The sequence below is a fragment of the Telluribacter roseus genome (genome assembly GCF_017355915.2).
GTDB lineage: Bacteria > Bacteroidota > Bacteroidia > Cytophagales > Spirosomataceae > Telluribacter.
Map to the genome: position 1 here is coordinate 46,568 of NZ_JAFEUV020000011.1, position 17,711 is coordinate 64,278.

Here is a 17,711-nt window from a genome sequence, read left to right on the forward strand (position 1 = left end):
CAGGAAGTACGGGGAGAATTTTATCCTACGGTTATCCCTGGTACTTTCTGGACTTCTTTTGGTGAGGTTATTATTCAGCCTGATTCTGAATAGATCTTAATAACGGAGCAACTTCTTCAGATAAGCCGGATAGCTCTTTCCGTCCAGGCTGCCGTCGCCTTTGGTGATACTGTCGCCAAAGCACACCAGGCGGTCGTGTGGGATTCGGTTATTGATCAGGTGCTGATGGATAGCCACGGCCATGGTACGGTAGCCTTCGGGGGTAGGATGTATCCCGTCTGTTTTCTTACTATTCGCTTCGTTCTGGATCAGGCTGTCGGCGTCTTCCCCAACGTTTCCTACTGTTTCAAATACGTGATGCATGTCCAGCAGCGAGAGCTGATACTCTGCGGCCAACCTTTTGATTACTTCATTTACTTGCTCTTTTCTAACCCTGTGTCCTTCGGGCTCATAAAATGTGCGGGGGTGACGCGTCATCAGGTAGGGCTCGTGCGCAGGCAGGATGGTCATGAGCAGGATGTTGCTGTTAATGCCCTTGATGCGGGTTATTATTTCCCGGAGGTTTTTCTCGTATTGGGGGAGGGGGATGTGCTTCTGGCTGTTCATGTCGTTGGTGCCGGCTTTGAGTATAACCAGGTTAGGCTTGTGAGCCAGACAGTCTTTTTCGATCCGGGCTAGTAGGTCGGCGGTGTTATTTCCCCCCACACCAGCGTTGATGATAGATGGCTTTTCAGCGGATGGATGTATCAGAGATTGGGCAGGAGTACATAGCAGGGGCGAGGCCAGGGTAGCCTTCAGAAATTTTCTACGGCGCATTTTGATAAGTTGTGGTTGATCAGGCAGAGCCTGATTGGTTTAGGAATGATAGTACGGCTTGGTATTCGTCTACTAAAATGGGAATAGGAGCTGTAAAAGCGGATAGCTTTGACGTACGTAAAGGTAGAAAATGGGCCCGGTCAGGCCAAGTGTAGTAGTAAAAAACTGTTTAGTAGCAGAGAGGTACAATGGGAGTAGTATATAGATTACGAACAGTACGTACGACTGTTGGGCATCGGGGTAATACTGGCAATCGATAGACCTTCTAGGTAAGGCCTGGAAGTACTACTACAAAGGTACTGCCCCGGCCCGGAGAGCTGGTGACGGTAATGCCACCACCGTGCTGCTCGGCTACCTTTTTACAGATCGCCAGGCCCAGGCCACTTCCGGGGTACTGGCTGCGGCCGTGCAGTCGGGCAAATAGTTCGAATACCTTAGCCTGGTGCTCTTCATCAATGCCAATCCCGTTGTCCCTGACCCGAATGGCACACCAGTTCCCGCTCGCTGTCAACTGTACTGCTTCCTGTATCTCCTTGAGAGTGGCAGGACCTGACTCTATCACGATCCGGGGGGTGGTAGTTACGTCCGTAAATTTAAGGGCATTGCTGATGAGGTTCTGAAACAGTTGCCTGAGCTGTACGGCGTTGCCCCTGATGCGGGGTAAAGTACCAATGATTACCTCGGCCTTTTTCTCTTCAATGGTCGTTTCCAGGTCAAGTAGTATATTATGGAGGATAGTATTCAGTGGTACTACCTCATGAGCTTCTTTCTGGGTTGAGAACCGTGAGTACATCAGGAGCCCATCGATCAGGTCCTGCATCCGTACACTGGATGACTGCATCCGCCGCACCAGGTCTATGCCGGCCGATGGAAGGGAGTGAGCGTACTGCTTCACCAGCATTTCTCCGAAGGCGTTGATCTTTCGGGTGGGTTCGTACAGATCATGTGAGGCTATATACGCAAATTGCTCGAGGCTCTTGTTGGACTGACGGAGTTCTTCCAGCAGGGCTTCCTGTTTCTGGCTCAGCACCACCCGATCCGTAATATCCATAAAGGTCAGTATGATCAGGCCGTTTTTCATCTGGATGAGGGACAGGTCGTACCAGAACTTCCTTTTCCCATCGGGTGAAGGGAAGAACACCTCCGTCCGCAACGGCTCCTTCCGTTCAATCGCTTCCACGTAGCGGTCAAAGAAACCGATTTGTTTGACAATTGGAAACAAGGTGAGATAGGTACTTCCGACAATGTTTTCATACGCATGTCCCGAAAAGCTGGCACCAGCCTGATTGGTCATTAGTATCCTGAAATCTACTATTTCTCCCTGCTCATTCCGAATGACGTCCATCGCAAAAACGCCATTGATCGAACTATCCAGTACCCCTTCTACCAGTTCTTTCTGCTCCTGGGCTTCAAGCAAGGCTTTTTGAATATCCGAAATATCCACGTAGGTAGTCACCAGGCCATTGTTCAGCTTGTTCATGGATACTTTCATCCATTTATTGGATATCGGATCGTACCAGTTTTCCATTTTAAGGGGCTCTCCCGACTCCATAACATTCAGCGCATCCTGCAGTAGCTCGGGCTTATTGCCGATCAGCTGCTTTACGGTAAGTCCTACCGCATTCGTAGAGAAGAGACGGTCAAAAGCCTCAGTGGTAGCCCGGTTGGCCTTGGTTATCCGGAAGTCCTCGATCTGCCCGGACTCGTTCCGGATGGCATCCGATACCAGTATAAAGTTGTCCGAACTATCCAGGATACCATCCAGTAGCTGGGTATAAGCCTCCAGCTCCTGGGTTGTTTTCTTGTTGGCCGTGATATCCTTAAAAATAGTGAGCATGTGATCGCCCAGCTTTGAGGCCGAAATATCCATCCACAGTTCCTGATTATCACGGCGGTTGTACCTTTCGATACGTATAGGTACCCCCGTTTCCAGTACGCTGGCGTACTGTGCTATATATTCACTGGCACCCGGCGAGATCTGCGTCAGCGTGAGTTGCTGGTAATCTTCATCCGTAAACATACCCGCATAGAGCGTGGCTTTGTTATACTGTACCGCCCTGAAGTCGACGATTTGTCCCGCCGGATCAAGTACGGGTTTCCAAAGGGCAATGGCATCCTGGCTACTATCAATGATCTGCTGGAGGATGGAGGCATGTTGATGTACCTTCTGCTCAGCTTTTTGCTTTTCAGTGAGGTTATAGTAGCTGATGATTACGCCATCTTCGTATCTGGAAACCGCCACATGAAAGGTCTGGTCCTTATCGGGGTAGTACTTCTCCGACACGAACGGGCGCCCCGTTTCGATGACGTCTACGTAGCGGGCAAATAATCCCACCTGCTTAGTACCAGGGTACCAGTCCATGATAAAGGTACCCAGCGGGGCATTAAAACCCAGAAAGGGATTAGTCTCAGCCGTATTATTCCGAAAAACCAGCCGCAGGTCTTCCACCTGGCCTGCCTCATTCCGGACGGCTTCGAATACCACTACACCCGTCAGGCTGGTAGTCAGTATATGTTCACCCAGTGACTGGACAAAGGGAGAGGTGGGCTCCTTTTGTTTGAGTTGTACCAGCAAGGTGTTGTCCAGCTTTTTTACCTCATAGGTGAAGGTTGCTTCCCGGTCGGGAAGGGGTGAGGGTTCGGTGGTTCCGGATTGTCTGACTCCTGACGTATAGGCCTGATCGATTGAATTTAGGAGTACCCTTGAGGGAATAACCTCCTGAATGGGTACCGGAGCAAATAAAGGTTTAGTCCAGGCTAGTATAGATTTAGCCTGTTTGTTTATGGCTTTCACTTCAAATTCCCCAAAACTACCTTCTTTGGGTAGCTGGCAAATAAGTAGTGCGTCCGAAGCGTTGTCAAAGTACTCCAGTACTATATCATGCATAGTGTTAAACCATAAATTATATAGCCATAACCTTTGAGTAATCGATTAGTTTGAAATACTAATTATATAATCATTTGAAGATAGTATAGTAGTTTATGTCACCATGGTTTCTTTACCTTTTTACCTGGATTGATGTAGTTGTGCTTGATCGAAAACTTTATTCATTTTTTAATAATTTTTTAAATCACGGCCTTCTTTCAATCAAAGCCTTGTTTGACCCAATAGTCATCTGTTAGTGAGTTACTGGTTTTGGTAATTTCCTTCGTATATAGTTATTTAGAAGCTTGATGTAATTAATTTACGTGTATGTTGAGTGCAGAACAGTGGGTTTCAGTATTTACTAATTCATCCGTTTCTTTTCTTGTTTTAAAAGCCAATTCTCCTTTTTTTACTATTGAGGAAGTCAATGAGTCCTTTCTCACTACTACAGGATGTTCGAAAGACAGCTTATTAAATAAATCTATATTCGACGCTTTTCCGGCTAATCCGGAGCAGCCGGATGGCCTGTGGGTAAGTAATCTGAGGGCCGCACTCGAGGAGGTAGTTACGAGCCGGACCACTCAGAAGTTCGTCAATAAAAAATACGATATACCCGTTGGTGATACCCCTGAATTCGAGACCCGATTCTGGAATCTGGACATTCATCCTGTCCTGAACAGCGATGGTCAGGTGGAATACATCTGCCTCATGGTGGTAGACGTGACCGATCAGACCCGGCTTGAAAAGAAAGCTCAGGAGCAGATCATCAAGAATGAGGAGAAGACTAACCTCATCATGAACGCCGCGCTGGATGCTATAATCTGCATTGATAAAGCGGGCTCCATTACCTATTGGAATCCGCAGTCCGAAAAGATTTTCGGGTGGAAGGCCAAGGAAGTGATGGGTCTAAATATTTCGGATGTCATTGTTCCCCAGGTATACCGCAAACGCCATGACAAAGGGATAGACCGGTACAATCAGACGGGGCATGGTCCTGCTCTCAACGTGCTGCTCGAGCTTTCGGCACTCAAAAAGAACGGGAAGGATTTCCCTGTTGAGCTGACGGTACTGCCCATTAAGCAGGATGAGGGGGAGGAGTTTTTCTGTGCATTTATACGTGATATATCAGGTCGTAAAAAGCAGGAAAGCGAGGTACTCAAGCTGTCGGAGCGCCTCATGCTGGCTACCCAGGCCAGTGCCGACGCCATCTGGGACTGGGATATCAGGGAGGGGAGTATGTACCGGAGCGAAGGCTACAGTACCCTGTACGGGTACGACTTTTTCGGAAAGAAGTGGCCGGACTACTTCTGGGAATCCAAAGTTCATGCCGACGACCTGAACGCTATTCAGGCCTCCATTCAGGAAGCACTTACTAGTACCCAGGTACCTAACTGGACGGGTGAGTACCGTTTTCAGAAGGCGGATGGTACCTATGCCTTTGTCCGCGAAAATATTATCATACTTCGTGATCAGGGAGGTGTTCCTAACCGTATCGTAGGTGCGCTGAAAGATATCACCACGGCCAAGGAGCAGGAGCAGGCACTACAGAAGAAGTGCGAAGTACTCCGGGGCATAATTGATAGCCTACCGGATATGATCTATGCCAAGGATCTTGATCTGATGCATGTTGTCAACAACACTGCTAACCTGAAACTGCTTGGAGCCCAAACCGAGGCAGAGACCCTGGGCAAGCCCTCCTCCTACTATTTTCCGGGTGAAGTAGGAGAGGCTATCCGGGAAGATGACCTGAAGATACTCCAGACCGGCGAAGGTATCTACAATAAGGAGGAGACCATACTGTCAAATGGGGAGAAGCTGTGTGTCGTAACGACCAAGGTACCCCTGCGCGACAAAGATCAGAACATAATTGGTATAGCCGGTACCAGCAAGGACCTGACCCTGATGTATAAGAAGCAGGAGGAGCATGTACTTATATATAAAATAGTATCGGCGCTGGGCAAACTGGAAACCCTGGACGAAGCCCTAGCCGAAACGCTACGCCTGATCTCAGGCTTTATGGACTTCAAGGTAGGGGAAGCCTGGCTGGTAAGTTATGATAAAAAAGAACTGATCCGTAAAAGTGCCTGGTTGGACGAAAAAGTAGCCGATATATTCAGCTACAACTACAGTACGCGCATCAGCTATGGGGCGGGGGTACCGGGCAGCACCTGGCAGAAAGGCCAGCTCCAGATCCTGAATGATATTCAGGATGATAACAAGATCAGGCGCACGGAGCAGGTACGCCAGGCCGGCCTTAACTCGGCTATTGGCCTCCCCATCAAGTACCAGGGAGAGGTCATAGCGGTACTGACGTTTATGGCTGAGCGGCAGATCGAGCATACGCAGGAACTGGTAGAACTGATGCGCCTCATAGCCGGTCAGACAGCCCTGAATATCCAGCGTAAGAAAACGGAGGATGAGCTGAATAGCTTCTTCAACCATTCACCGGATATTCTGTGCGTATTCGGCAAAGATGGATATTTTAAGAAAATCAACGCTGCTGCCACTACCATACTTGATTATTCTCAGGAAGAATTGCTTTCAAGACCCTATTTATCTTTTGTCCATCCGGATGACCTGGACAATACACAGAGAGCAGTGGAACGGCTGATAAACTTAAAGTCCACAGGATACTACGAGACCCGATATATTACGGGGGGAGGAGAAGAGAGGTGGTTGGCCTGGACAGGTACATCAGTAGGAGATGAAGATATCATCTTTGCCATTGGCAGGAATATCACCGATAGGAAGAAACTGGAAGGGGAAGTAGCCCAATACAACCAGCGTATCATAAATATTCTGGAAAGCATTACCGAAGGGTTTATTATGGTGGACAGGCAGTGGGTAGTAACCTACTGGAATCGGGAAGCGGAGCGAATTATAGGACTAGCCCGTAAAGAGGCGCTGGGAGTACTGCTCTGGGCCATCTTTCCTGAAGCAAAAGCCCTGCAATTCCATACAGAGTTTCAACGGGCTTTTGCTGAACAGGTACCTGTATATTTCGAAGAATTCTCCCCCTTCACAAAAAAATGGGTGGAAGTAAGTGGTTATCCATCCGAAGTGGGCTTGTCCATATTCTTCCGGGACATTACCGAACAGAAACAAGCGCAGCAATCTCTGATGCTTAGCGAGCAACGGTTCCGGGCGCTGGTACAGGATGGTAGTGATATGATTAGCATCATGAATGTGGATGGATATTTCATGTATGCAAGTCCATCTACACAGCAGGTTCTAGGCTTTTCAACGGAAGAGTTTATAGGGAAACATGCCATAGGATTTGTACATGAAGAGGACCATGAACGGATCCTTAATGCGTTAGCTGATGTAAGGATTAGCAAAAGGGTTAAGCTGGCACCTTTTCGTTTCAAAGATTCAGAAAACAACTATCGTTGGATCGAAACAGTTGCTACCGACCTGACCGATGACCCCGCAGTTGGCGGAATCGTGACCAACTCCAGAGATGTAACGGATCGGGTGGTACAGATGCAGGAACGTGAGAAGCTGATTGAGGAGCTGACCCAAACAAACGTCGACCTCAAGCAGTTTACCTACATAACCTCCCATAATTTCCGGGCTCCTCTTTCCAATCTGCTGGGACTCCTAAGTCTGATGGAAGAGGAACAAGTAGAAGACCCGCTACTTCAGGAAATGTTGATTGGCTTCAGAAAGTCGACTTACGCCCTTAACGATACCATCAATGATCTGATCAAGGTACTGATCATTAAGGACAATCCGGCAATTGGCCGGGAGCCATTACTGGTGGCAGAGCAATTTGACCAGATCGTGGACCAGTTCAGGGGGCAGCTGGAGGAGGTAAATGCCGACTTAGAGACCAATTTTGAGGAAGCACCCGTTATCCGGTTTAACCGGTCGTATATGGAAAGTATATTCCTTAACCTGTTGACGAATGCTGTCAAGTACCGATCTGGTACCCGTCCTTTGCGGATCAGGGTAAGTACGCATCATACGGATGGGGCGGTACTGCTCAGGTTTGAAGATAACGGTCTGGGAATAGATATTGAGCGCTATAAAGACCGGTTGTTTGGCCTGTACCAGCGTTTTCATGACCGGCCTGACAGCAAAGGTCTGGGATTATACCTGATCAAATCGCAGATGGAAGCCCTGGGTGGCTCCATCAGTATAGATAGTAAAGTAAATGAAGGTACCAGCCTAACCCTTACATTTAGAAATGACTCATGGTAGACTGCGTAGTTTTAATTGAAGATGATGAGGTCACCCGGATGCTGAGCGGCATTGTGATTCAAAAGGCCTCCTTCGCCCAGAATATCCTATCCTTTGGTAATGGTAAGCAGGCACTTGAGTACTACCGGCAGCTTGCTGAGCGTAAAGAAGAGGTGGGCGACAACTATCCCAGGCTGATTTTCCTGGACCTGTATCTGCCCGTTATGGGAGGGTGGGAGTTTCTGGATGAATTCGTAAGAGATTACTATCCGCTTTTTAAAGAAACCAAAGTGGTAGTACTATCTTCATCCGTAGATCCCGTGGATGAGCGTAAGGCTCAAAGCTACCCTTTGGTACTGGACTTTCAGTCAAAGCCGATTACAAAGGAATTGATGGCTCGCCTGACCGAGCAACTACAGAAGCCAGCCACCGTAATACGATCCGTGGGAGGTGACACTCAGGGTTTGAGGGCTTTCTAAATACGACATTTTCCTCGTGTTGTAGTATATCGGTGAGGGGGAAGGCAATGTTACCGGTAATTTCCTGAATAGTAAACTTTTACGGAATTTGGCAGTAGTTACGTATACTAACTAGCTGGTGACGGATACTCCCTATTATAAACTAGAAAGAATGGATATAGATGCTCTGATTCAGAAAGCCTCCGATATAGTCAGGAGCATAGGTGCTCAGGAGGCACCAGTGGCTGACAGAGATGGTATCTGGGTAGAGAAGACACTAAGAGCCCTGCAAAGCGAAAAGCTTACCGGACTGGTAGTACCCACCGAATGTGGTGGACACGGGCAGGGATTATATGCTTTGGTACGTATCTGTGAAGAGTTAGGCAAAACCTACTCTTCATTTGGTCTGTGCTATGGCATGCATTGTGTAGGTACCGCTGTCATTGCCGCCAAAGCTACCGAGTGGCAAAAGAAGAACTACCTGGAGCCTATCGCTGCCGGTGAGCACATTACCACCTTAGCCGTAAGTGAGCCGGGTACCGGTTCCCATTTCTACTTTCCCCAGACTACCCTGATTGCCCTTGATGAAGATGATTTTCTGATCAATGGCGGCAAAACGTTCGTAACCAACGGTGGTAAAGCCGACTCGTATGTATTATCCACCGTAGGAGCCAGCGATGAAGCCCGTATGGACCAGTTTTCCTGCATTGTACTGGATGAGGATACTATGGGTATGCAGTGGGGAAAGGGTTGGGATGGACTGGGAATGCGGGGTAATTCATCTATCTCATTACAACTTAATAATATCAGAATTGCAGGTCGGCACATCCTGGGTGAAAAGGGAGACCAGTTGTGGTACATATTCAATGTAGTAGCGCCCTACTTTCTGATGTCAATGGCGGGTACCTATCTGGGTATAGCCGATGCCGCCCTGGAAGAAGCCCAGCGTACGCTATCAAGCCGCACGTACTCGCACAACGGTACCAACCTGGCGGAGGTATCTATATTGCAGCACAGGCTGGGTACTATATGGGCACGCGTCGAAAGTACGCGGAGGCTTATTTATAATGCCGCAATGGATGGTGACAAAGGAGATCCCGGAGCCCTCCCACAGATACTGGCTGCCAAAGCAGAGGTAGCCAGATGTGTGATAGATGTAGTAAATGAAGCCATGACACTGGCCGGTGGAAGAGGCTACGAGTCTAATTCGCGTTTGGGCCTGTTGATGCGCGATGCCAGAGCGGCTCATGTTATGTCACCTACTACTGACCTCTTGTATACCTGGATTGGGCGAGCCCTGCTAGACCAACCTATCTTGTCGGACTAACCAATCCTTATTTTGTCAACAATTCTCTGTTACGGCCTGGGACTTCTGGCCGAAAAGCTGGAAGAAGATCTGACCGGAAGTGGTACGTTCACTTTTGTGCAGATGGATGATATGGATGGAGTGTCGGTAAGCGAGGCGCTGGAGCAGGCTGAGCTAGTACTGATTGGGCCTGAACCTGTCAATCCTGTTGCTGCGGTTCAGAAAGTCTACGCCCTGGACAGACATATATCAGTTATTATTCTGGCTACGCGTATCCACTACCCCAGTATTAAGCAGTCGTTGCTATTCGCACCCTTTGTTGGAAAGAACGCCCTTTGCGTCGCCTATACGGATAGTACCGAGCTGAAGCCTGTACTTGAAAGCGCTATACAGCGGACCCTGCAGAAAAGGAGCTACCATCACCTTAAGGCGGAGGTACAACAAAAGCCTTCGCTGCACAGCTCCCAGAAAGTAAAAATTGAGCACCTGGGCTCTTTTCTGGACCAGGCTCCGATTGGAGCTATTCTGCTGGATCAGGACAAGCAGGTACTGGCTGTCAATGCCCGCGCCCGGAGTATGTTTCATCTTGCCTCGTCAAAACCCGATATCCGTACTATCTTTTCACCCACTTCCCTGCAGGAGTTGACCAGTCTGCTGAGTTCATCAGAACATAATGACCGGTGTATCACGCTTGAAAACAAGAATAAGTACCTGGAAATAACAACGTCAGAGGTATATGGAGAGGAGGACAACCTGTACAGGATTCTGCTCATTAACGATATTACAGAACGTAAGCAGGAGGAGCTGCGGATCAGAGCTATTCTGGAAGCACTTCCCCAGATGGCCTTGACTACGGATGCGGAAGGTACTATCAACTTTATAACGCAAAGCTGGATCCAGTATACGGGCCAGACAATGGCTCAAGCCTTAAATGAGGGGTGGAAAAGCGTTATCCATCCGAATGATCTGCAGCAGCTCCATGATCGGTGGCATGATGCCCTTCGCAATGGTACCATGCTTCAGCAGGCGGCCCGTTATCGGAAACATGATGGTACGTACCGTTGGCACCTGGTCCGGGCCGTTCCGGTACGTAAATCAACCCGGGAAGTAGCCTTTTGGGTAGGTACCTGTACGGATATTCATGATCAGATCCTGCAGACCGAAGAGCTGGAACGCAGGGTAAGAGAACGGACCCTATCACTGGAAGAAAGCAAAAGTGAACTCGAACAGTTTGCTCATGTCTCGAGCCACGACCTGCAGGAGCCCCTGCGAAAAATTATGATATTCAGCGATCTCCTGAAGGAAACATCGTATGACCAATTGAGTGATAGTGGTAAGCAATACCTTACCAAAATAGAAGATACTGCAAAAAGGATGAGCCAGTCCCTGCGGGATTTGCTCAATTTTACCCGTTTGCATAAGGTAGATGCCTATGAACCCACCGACCTTAATGAAGTACTGGATGGTGCGCTGGAAGATCTGGAACTGGTCATCAGGCAAAAAGAAGCGGTCATTCAGAAAACAGCTCTGCCCGTAATACCGGCCATAGGGGTCCAGATTAAGCAGTTATTTTATAACCTGCTTTCCAATGCGCTAAAGTTTACTACCCCGGGTGTAGCCCCCCATATCCGTATATCAGCGGAGCCGATGTCGGAAAGCAGGCTATCTCTCTTTCCCAATCTGGACCCGTACGGGCAGTACGTTGAAATTACGGTACAGGATAACGGTATAGGATTTGAACAGGAATATGCCGAACAGATTTTTACTATATTCAGCAGGCTCCATAACCGAACCAGCTATGCTGGTACTGGTATCGGACTGGCTATATGTAAAAAGGTAGTCGTCAATCATCATGGAGAAATAGTGGCTCATTCAAAACCCGGTGAGGGAGCAACTTTCACTATACTGTTGCCTATGCATCAATAACGTGTCCCAAGGCAACTGCTGACACATATATCAAAAGGCGATATTGGCATTGTACCCGCTATTTTGCACCTTTACCGGATCGTAGGTGGTCATTCATATGAAATATTGGAAAGCTTTCATTGTAGTTATACTGATTTCCGGAGGATGTATCTTTGCCTGTACCCGCAAAGATCCGAACCTGGGGGTGGCCGATGACCGGGTAATAGGTACCTGGAGGTTGTTCAAAAGGCTGGTGCCCCAGGATTCGGTAACGGTAGAGAAAGACATCCCCGATGTCCCCGCTCAGACACTGGTTTTTAATGCCGATGGTACTTTTAGTGCCTCTGGGAAGGAGCTGGAGTACTACCGGAGCAGCCGCTACTACCGCCTGGACTCCACCCTGCGGGGCGAGTGGCAGCTGGGATTTATTATCAATAACCTGAGTCCGGCGTTTTATCAGAAGTTTAGTCTTAGTAGGGATACACTGGTTCTATTGCCTTCCTGTGAAGGGGACTGTGGCTTGTATTTTATCAAAACCCGTTAAATAATAGCGGGTGGCATAGTATTTATCGGTGATTGGCTGTACCAGCAATTTTGTTCAATCTTTATCTTTCACTTATCCAACTGTTTAAACTATGTTCACTATGAAAAACGTAAAGTCACTTGTCCTCTCATTACTTTTGTTCGTTCCGTTTCTCTACGCGTGTGAAGAGAAAACAGACGTAGTGGAATCGGGTACCTATCAGGGAGTAATAGATGATGTAGAAGCCGAAGAAACTGAAATCTATGTAAAGACAGATGATGATAAACGCCTCGAGCTGTACTTCAACGAATCTACCCAACTCACTCAGAATGGTCAGCCCATCCAGTTTGACCAGCTGAAAGAAGGAGACCGGGTAGAGGTGGAAGTAGAAAAAGTAGGCAATCGTCTGGAGCCTGTTGCGGTAAGACTACTTCAAGCCAATGAATGAACCTAACTTCTGGCGGACCGAAATATGGCACCCGCTGGTACTGCATTTTCCGCTCGCAGTTTTATTACTGGCTACTCTGGCCAAACTGATTGCGGCATTTACTAACCATGAGCCTGCTTCTTTCTGGCAAAGAGCAGGCTCATATTTGCTTTACTTCGGCTGGGTAACGGCCTGGCTCGCCGTCTATACCGGCAACATGGCCGATGGTGTGGTCGCCCGTAAAATATGTGACCCCACCGTCCTGAAGCTGCATCAGATCGCCGCCTACAACACGGCCTACCTGTTTACCGGTGCCACCGCCCTGGATATACTCTTCTATTACGGTTTGCTCAGGAATTATACCCGCTATATCCGTGTAGCTATAGTAGTACTGATGCTGGTAGGGTCGGGGTACCTGGTGTACTCGGGACACCTGGGAGCGCGGGTCGTGTACCAGCAGGCAGGAGGCGTACGGGTACCTTCGGCTGATTGTGCCGAATACAATTAATATCAAATAGTACTAATGCAAAACGAAAGGCAGGCTACCCCTTCGGATCAAAGCTTAAAAACCACGCTGGTGGGACTGCTGGTCAGTGCCGGGCTGGCCATTGTAAAAGCACTCGGCGGCATATTCGGAAACTCTTTTGCTCTGATCGCGGACGCTATCGAGTCCACGATTGATGTCTTTACATCGGCTATGCTGTGGCTGGGTCTGAAGTGGTCTGCCAAGCCCGCCGATAAGGACCACCCCTACGGACATGGTAAGATAGAGGCACTGATAGCCGTGGGTATAGCCATGGCGCTTGTCATGGCATCTGTGATCATTGCCCGCGAAAGCATCGAGAATATTCTGACCCCTCATCAGCCGCCCGCGCCCTTTACGCTGGGCATCCTGTTCGTAGTCATCGTGGCCAAGGAGGTCATGTACCGGTACGTACTGAAAACCGGAGTGGAAATTAACAGCGAAGTGGTGAAAGCGGATGCCTTTCACCACCGAAGCGACGCCATCACCTCCGTTGCGGCTTTTGTCGGTATCACGATTGGTATTGTCGGTGGAGAAGGCTACGAGGTAGCCGACGACTGGGCGGCTCTGCTGGCTGCGGTCATCATTGTCATCAACGCGTACATCATACTACGCCCGGCAATAGGCGAACTACTGGACGAAAACCTGGATCCGGAGCTGGGTATCCGGGTTAAGGATCTGGCTGCGCAGGACCCGGCGGTGATTAAAGTGGAGAAGTGCCATATCCGAAAAATGGGCATCATGAACTACGCCGATCTGCACATCTGGGTGGACAAGGACCTGACCGTTGAGAAAGGCCATGATGTGGCTCACCGCGTCAAGGCTATCATACAAAAGGAACTGCCCCAGTTTGTCGGGGTAATGATTCATGTGGAGCCAAGTACCCGGGAGTAGCGGCTATATGTAAGAAGAACTATTTGTTAACAATAAAATAATGGCATGGCTACCCACCTGGTGGAACCTGAATGGGTCATGCTGCCTGACACGAAACAACTCTCAATGAAAAAACTAATTCTACTGTCACTTTTGGGAATGATAGCCTGTAAAGATCCATTCTGTGAGAAAAGGCCGGATGAAGAAGTTGGTCTGATTGAAAAGGTGCTGGCTAAGGATTACCTGGCGTATGAGCAAAATACCGGTGATCTGGCGCGTAATGGTATTCACATCTCTTCAGCAGAGCAATACCGGCAGGTATTCTCCTACTGCTGTGCTACCCGACTGGATAGTATCGATTTTTCCAGATATGATCTGCTGGGGTTGACTACCGTAAACCGGGGTAGTAATAGTAGTTATCGCCGCGAAGTACGACGCGATGACACAAACAAGAAGATCATCTATACTATTACAGAGCATTACTGCCAGAAAGCTTCACCCGTAGATGGTCAGGGTAATTTTGTAGTTATCCCCAAGGTACCTGCTGACTATAGAGTTGAGTACATCCGTAACAACTAGAGGTGTACTTTGCAAGCCGGCTAGTATCGAAAAAGCTACGGGAATAGCTAGCAGGGCTACTCCCGTAGTTATACTTCTAGGCCGTTTTATAATGGTTGAGTGCCTTTTGTACGTGGGTAGTTGATACTTTTTTGCCGGTATCAGCTGCCTGGTATATGGCTTCGATGAGCTGCACATCGCGCATGCCCATCTCGCCCGTTACTTTAATTTCTGTATTGTTCATAAAACTGTCCGCCATGGCATCCATCTGCCGGGCCTGCTGATTGATGTTTTCAACTTTCATATCTCCCTGGCTGGTCTTGCCTTTCAGGCCCCCGTACTGGTAGGCAGGCTGCAGCTCAAACCACCCTTTGTCGGCTTCCGCCCTAAGCAGGTTATACTGGTCGTTGTAGCTGGTTTTGCACTCGGCCACTGAGCCATCCTCAAACTGCAGCTGAAAGTCTATGCCCTCCTCTACTTCTTTGAATTTGTCCTTGTCCGTGACCGGATGGTACTGGGCAGTTACCGAGACGGGGATTTGTCCTTTGGTGTAGATGGCGCCCTGTAAGCAGTAGATACCTACATCCGGTAGGGGACCGCCACCGGCCAGCTCTTTATCGAAGCGCCAGGGGGTATCATTGCCTTCTTTCTGACCGTTTTGAGCCAGGATACGTTTCACCTTACCATACTCCAGCTGCTGCCCCAGGCGCATCATTTCGAGGTTGTGGGGCTCAAAGTGCAGCCGGTACCCGATGGCCAGTTTTTTTCCGGCCTTATTGCAGGCGTCAATCATTTTCTGACAATCGGCCGCTGAGGTGGCCATGGGTTTCTCGCAGATCACGTGCTTACCCGCCTGCGCCGCCCGTATCGTGTACTCAGCGTGCATGGAGTTGGGCAGTACTACGTATACAATGTCTATTTCCGGATTATCCCTGATCTGATCGAAGTTCTGGTAATTGTAGATATTCTCTGCGGGTATATTATACTTCTTCTTCCACTTTTCGGCCTTTTCAGGGGTACCGGTTACGATCCCCGCCAGTCGGCATAGTTTGGTTTCTTCCAGAGCGGGGGCAAGTTCACCTTCGCTGTACTTACCGAGTCCGACAAGGGCTATACCCAGTTTACGTTCGCCGGAGGCATCTACGGCTTCTGTTTTTTCAGTAGACTGTTTGTCGCTTCCACCGCAGCCCGACAGCATCGAAAAGGCGGGCAGCATCAGCGCCGATGCACCGGCATAGTGCATAAAGGTTCGACGATACATACGACGATCTAAATCATAAAGCCCCTTCTGTTTCATAATTACAGGATCAAGTTTGGTAAAGTACTCATCGTTTACTTACACTGTAACCAGCTCATCTGCTTTATGTTTAATCCTTGCTTTTTATAAAGGTCGATCTGACGTTTATTAAACCTTTCGCAGCTGATGCGGTTAAACAGGTAAATTTCTATATCCAATTATGCTACTTCGGCTCCAGTTTCTGTTAGTTTTCCTGGTTTGCAGTGCTATTTCCCTTACAGCGAACAGTCAACCCAAACCACCCAGGCCTACCGATTTTATCAATGAGCTTTGGTATAAGAATAATGTCCTGTACAACCTGGATGTAAAGGTGTTTCAGGATTCGGACGGTGACGGTGTGGGGGACTTCAGGGGCCTTACTACCCGACTCGATTACCTGAAAGACCTGGGAATAGGTACTATTTGGCTGTCGCCTTTCCATCCCAGCCCCAACGAAGATGACGGTTATGATATCACGGACTTCTATGGGATCGATTCCCGGTTAGGTACCATGCAGGATATGGATGCGTTTTTGCGGCAGGCCAAGAAGCTGGGGTTCCGGGTAATCATGGACCTGGTCATCAACCACAGCTCGGATCAGCATCCGTGGTTTCAGGAGGCCCGAAAAAACAAAAACTCTAAGTACCGCGACTGGTACGTCTGGTCAGAGAAACGCCCCCGCGATGCAGACAAAGGGATGGTATTTCCGGGACCGCAAAAGGAAACCTGGACGTACGACTCGCTGGCCAGGGAGCATTACTTCCACCGGTTTTTCCGCTTCCAGCCCGACCTCAACGCCCAGAACCCCGAGGTACAGGCGGAGCACCGCAAGATCATCAAGTTCTGGCTGGATAAAGGCATTGATGGCTTCCGTCTTGATGCCGTTCCCTTCCTGATAGAGGTACCCCGAACAAACATTGAAAAACCGGATCTGCAGTTTGACCTGTTGATGTGGCTGCGGCAATACGTCCAGTGGCAGAAGGGGGATGCCTTGCTATTGGGTGAGACCAACGTAGAACCCAAAGTCAATAAAATGTACTTTGGTGAAAACGGCGAGGGCATGCAGACGATGTTTAACTTCTACGCCAATCAGTTCCTGTTTTATTCATTTGCCAGCGAGGAGGTCAAAACGCTCGTTGAAGCCCTGGAGGCCACTAAGACACTACCAGTTACGGCTCAGTGGTCCTACTTCCTGCGCAATCACGATGAAATAGATCTGGACCGGCTCAGCAAAAAACAGCAGAAGACCGTTTTTGATAAGATGGGGCCTGAGGAGCACATGCAGCTGTATGAGCGGGGTATCCGTCGCCGGCTGGCTCCCATGCTCAACAACCCGGCCCAGCTGCGGATGGCCTACAGCATACTGTTTGCGCTGCCAGGCACGCCCGTACTACGCTACGGGGAGGAAATCGGTATGGGCGATGACCTGAGCCTGAAAGAACGCCTGTCGGTACGGACGCCCATGCAGTGGTCGGATGGTCCGAACGCCGGATTTTCCAAAACCAGTAAAACCATACGTCCGGTTATAGACAAAGGAGAGTACGGCTATACCCGCGTAAACGTGGCGGATCAGCGCAAGGATTCTACCTCCCTGCTCAACCATATCCGCACCATGGGCCGCCTCTGGAAGCAGCATCCCGAGATCAGCAAAGGCGAGTGGAAGGTACTCGATAGTGGCTCCAAACACATACTGGCCCTCCTGTACCAGGGCGAGGAGCGGTCCGTAGTGACCCTTCATAATTTCAGCCACACCCCCCAAACCGCCCGCCTCAAAGTAGACAACATGAAACTCAAGACCGTCCACCTCAATAGCAACCAAAGTCGGCTTCTGCCTGGTACCAACCCCCAGGTCCAGCTCAACGGCTACGGCTTCGGGTGGTTTGAGGTGGAGGAGTAGGGGGGATTGTAATGCTTTTCAGACCACATTTTTGACTATTGCCCGCAACTACTAACAACACTTGAGATTATATATCCTGCTAATGGTTGTAACCAATGTAC

General features: G+C 49.1%; 13 protein-coding genes. 10 read left to right on the forward strand and 3 right to left on the reverse strand.

Features of this window, described 5'->3' with window-relative positions:
* Positions 1–96 precede the first annotated feature (96 nt).
* Positions 97–816: an SGNH/GDSL hydrolase family protein gene (locus JTN23_RS18800; RefSeq protein ID WP_247236573.1), complete on the reverse strand. Its 720-nt coding sequence runs from the start codon at positions 814–816 to the stop codon at positions 97–99.
* A 265-nt stretch (positions 817–1,081) separates the two neighbouring features.
* Complete coding sequence (locus tag JTN23_RS18805; protein ID WP_247236574.1) at positions 1,082–3,703, reverse strand: PAS domain-containing sensor histidine kinase; 2,622 nt, start codon at positions 3,701–3,703, stop codon at positions 1,082–1,084.
* A 306-nt stretch (positions 3,704–4,009) separates the two neighbouring features.
* Between JTN23_RS18805 and JTN23_RS18810 the strand changes: the two genes are divergently transcribed.
* From JTN23_RS18810 to JTN23_RS18850, 9 genes are all read left to right on the forward strand, one after another.
* On the forward strand, positions 4,010–7,885 hold the full coding sequence (locus JTN23_RS18810; RefSeq protein WP_247236575.1) for a PAS domain S-box protein: 3,876 nt from the start codon (positions 4,010–4,012) through the stop codon (positions 7,883–7,885).
* Positions 7,879–8,343 carry a response regulator gene (locus JTN23_RS18815; RefSeq protein WP_247236576.1) on the forward strand — a complete coding sequence of 155 codons (465 nt, stop codon included), beginning with the start codon at positions 7,879–7,881 and terminating at the stop codon, positions 8,341–8,343. Before JTN23_RS18810 ends, JTN23_RS18815 begins: the two co-directional genes overlap by 7 nt.
* Positions 8,344–8,494: 151 nt before the next feature.
* Entirely contained in the window at positions 8,495–9,649 is a 1,155-nt protein-coding gene (locus JTN23_RS18820; RefSeq protein WP_247236577.1) for an acyl-CoA dehydrogenase family protein, read from the forward strand.
* Between the two features lie 12 nt (positions 9,650–9,661).
* Positions 9,662–11,554 (forward strand): PAS domain-containing sensor histidine kinase, encoded by a 1,893-nt coding sequence (locus JTN23_RS18825; RefSeq protein ID WP_247236578.1) that lies wholly within the window; start codon positions 9,662–9,664, stop codon positions 11,552–11,554.
* Between the two features lie 97 nt (positions 11,555–11,651).
* Entirely contained in the window at positions 11,652–12,077 is a 426-nt protein-coding gene (locus JTN23_RS18830) for a hypothetical protein (protein ID WP_247236579.1), read from the forward strand.
* Positions 12,078–12,177: 100 nt separating this feature from the next.
* Positions 12,178–12,504: a hypothetical protein gene (locus tag JTN23_RS18835; RefSeq protein ID WP_247236580.1), complete on the forward strand. Its 327-nt coding sequence runs from the start codon at positions 12,178–12,180 to the stop codon at positions 12,502–12,504.
* Entirely contained in the window at positions 12,497–12,991 is a 495-nt protein-coding gene (locus JTN23_RS18840) for a DUF2231 domain-containing protein (RefSeq protein ID WP_247236581.1), read from the forward strand. Before JTN23_RS18835 ends, JTN23_RS18840 begins: the two co-directional genes overlap by 8 nt.
* 15 nt (positions 12,992–13,006) lie before the next feature.
* Positions 13,007–13,900: a cation diffusion facilitator family transporter gene (locus tag JTN23_RS18845; protein ID WP_247236582.1), complete on the forward strand. Its 894-nt coding sequence runs from the start codon at positions 13,007–13,009 to the stop codon at positions 13,898–13,900.
* A gap of 105 nt (positions 13,901–14,005) precedes the next feature.
* Complete coding sequence (locus tag JTN23_RS18850; protein WP_247236583.1) at positions 14,006–14,458, forward strand: hypothetical protein; 453 nt, start codon at positions 14,006–14,008, stop codon at positions 14,456–14,458.
* Positions 14,459–14,534: 76 nt separating this feature from the next.
* On the opposite strand, the gene JTN23_RS18855 is transcribed toward JTN23_RS18850, so the two are convergent.
* Entirely contained in the window at positions 14,535–15,698 is a 1,164-nt protein-coding gene (locus tag JTN23_RS18855; RefSeq protein ID WP_247236584.1) for a Gfo/Idh/MocA family protein, read from the reverse strand.
* Positions 15,699–15,894: 196 nt separating this feature from the next.
* Here JTN23_RS18855 and JTN23_RS18860 point away from each other — a divergent pair, with 196 nt between their 5' ends.
* Positions 15,895–17,610 (forward strand): alpha-amylase family protein, encoded by a 1,716-nt coding sequence (locus JTN23_RS18860; RefSeq protein WP_247236585.1) that lies wholly within the window; start codon positions 15,895–15,897, stop codon positions 17,608–17,610.
* Positions 17,611–17,711 lie beyond the last annotated feature (101 nt).

Bases quoted from the DNA above. Each gene is read 5' to 3' on its own strand.
- JTN23_RS18805 (WP_247236574.1), bottom strand. From the start codon at position 3,703: ATGCATGATATAGTACTGGAGTACTTTGACAACGCTTCGGACGCACTA.
- JTN23_RS18855 (WP_247236584.1), bottom strand. From the start codon at position 15,698: ATGTATCGTCGAACCTTTATGCACTATGCCGGTGCATCGGCGCTGATG.
- JTN23_RS18845 (WP_247236582.1), top strand. From the start codon at position 13,007: ATGCAAAACGAAAGGCAGGCTACCCCTTCGGATCAAAGCTTAAAAACC.
- JTN23_RS18850 (WP_247236583.1), top strand. From the start codon at position 14,006: ATGAAAAAACTAATTCTACTGTCACTTTTGGGAATGATAGCCTGTAAA.
- JTN23_RS18830 (WP_247236579.1), top strand. From the start codon at position 11,652: ATGAAATATTGGAAAGCTTTCATTGTAGTTATACTGATTTCCGGAGGA.
- JTN23_RS18820 (WP_247236577.1), top strand. From the start codon at position 8,495: ATGGATATAGATGCTCTGATTCAGAAAGCCTCCGATATAGTCAGGAGC.
- JTN23_RS18815 (WP_247236576.1), top strand. From the start codon at position 7,879: ATGGTAGACTGCGTAGTTTTAATTGAAGATGATGAGGTCACCCGGATG.
- JTN23_RS18800 (WP_247236573.1), bottom strand. From the start codon at position 816: ATGCGCCGTAGAAAATTTCTGAAGGCTACCCTGGCCTCGCCCCTGCTA.
- JTN23_RS18810 (WP_247236575.1), top strand. From the start codon at position 4,010: ATGTTGAGTGCAGAACAGTGGGTTTCAGTATTTACTAATTCATCCGTT.
- JTN23_RS18840 (WP_247236581.1), top strand. From the start codon at position 12,497: ATGAATGAACCTAACTTCTGGCGGACCGAAATATGGCACCCGCTGGTA.
- JTN23_RS18835 (WP_247236580.1), top strand. From the start codon at position 12,178: ATGAAAAACGTAAAGTCACTTGTCCTCTCATTACTTTTGTTCGTTCCG.
- JTN23_RS18860 (WP_247236585.1), top strand. From the start codon at position 15,895: ATGCTACTTCGGCTCCAGTTTCTGTTAGTTTTCCTGGTTTGCAGTGCT.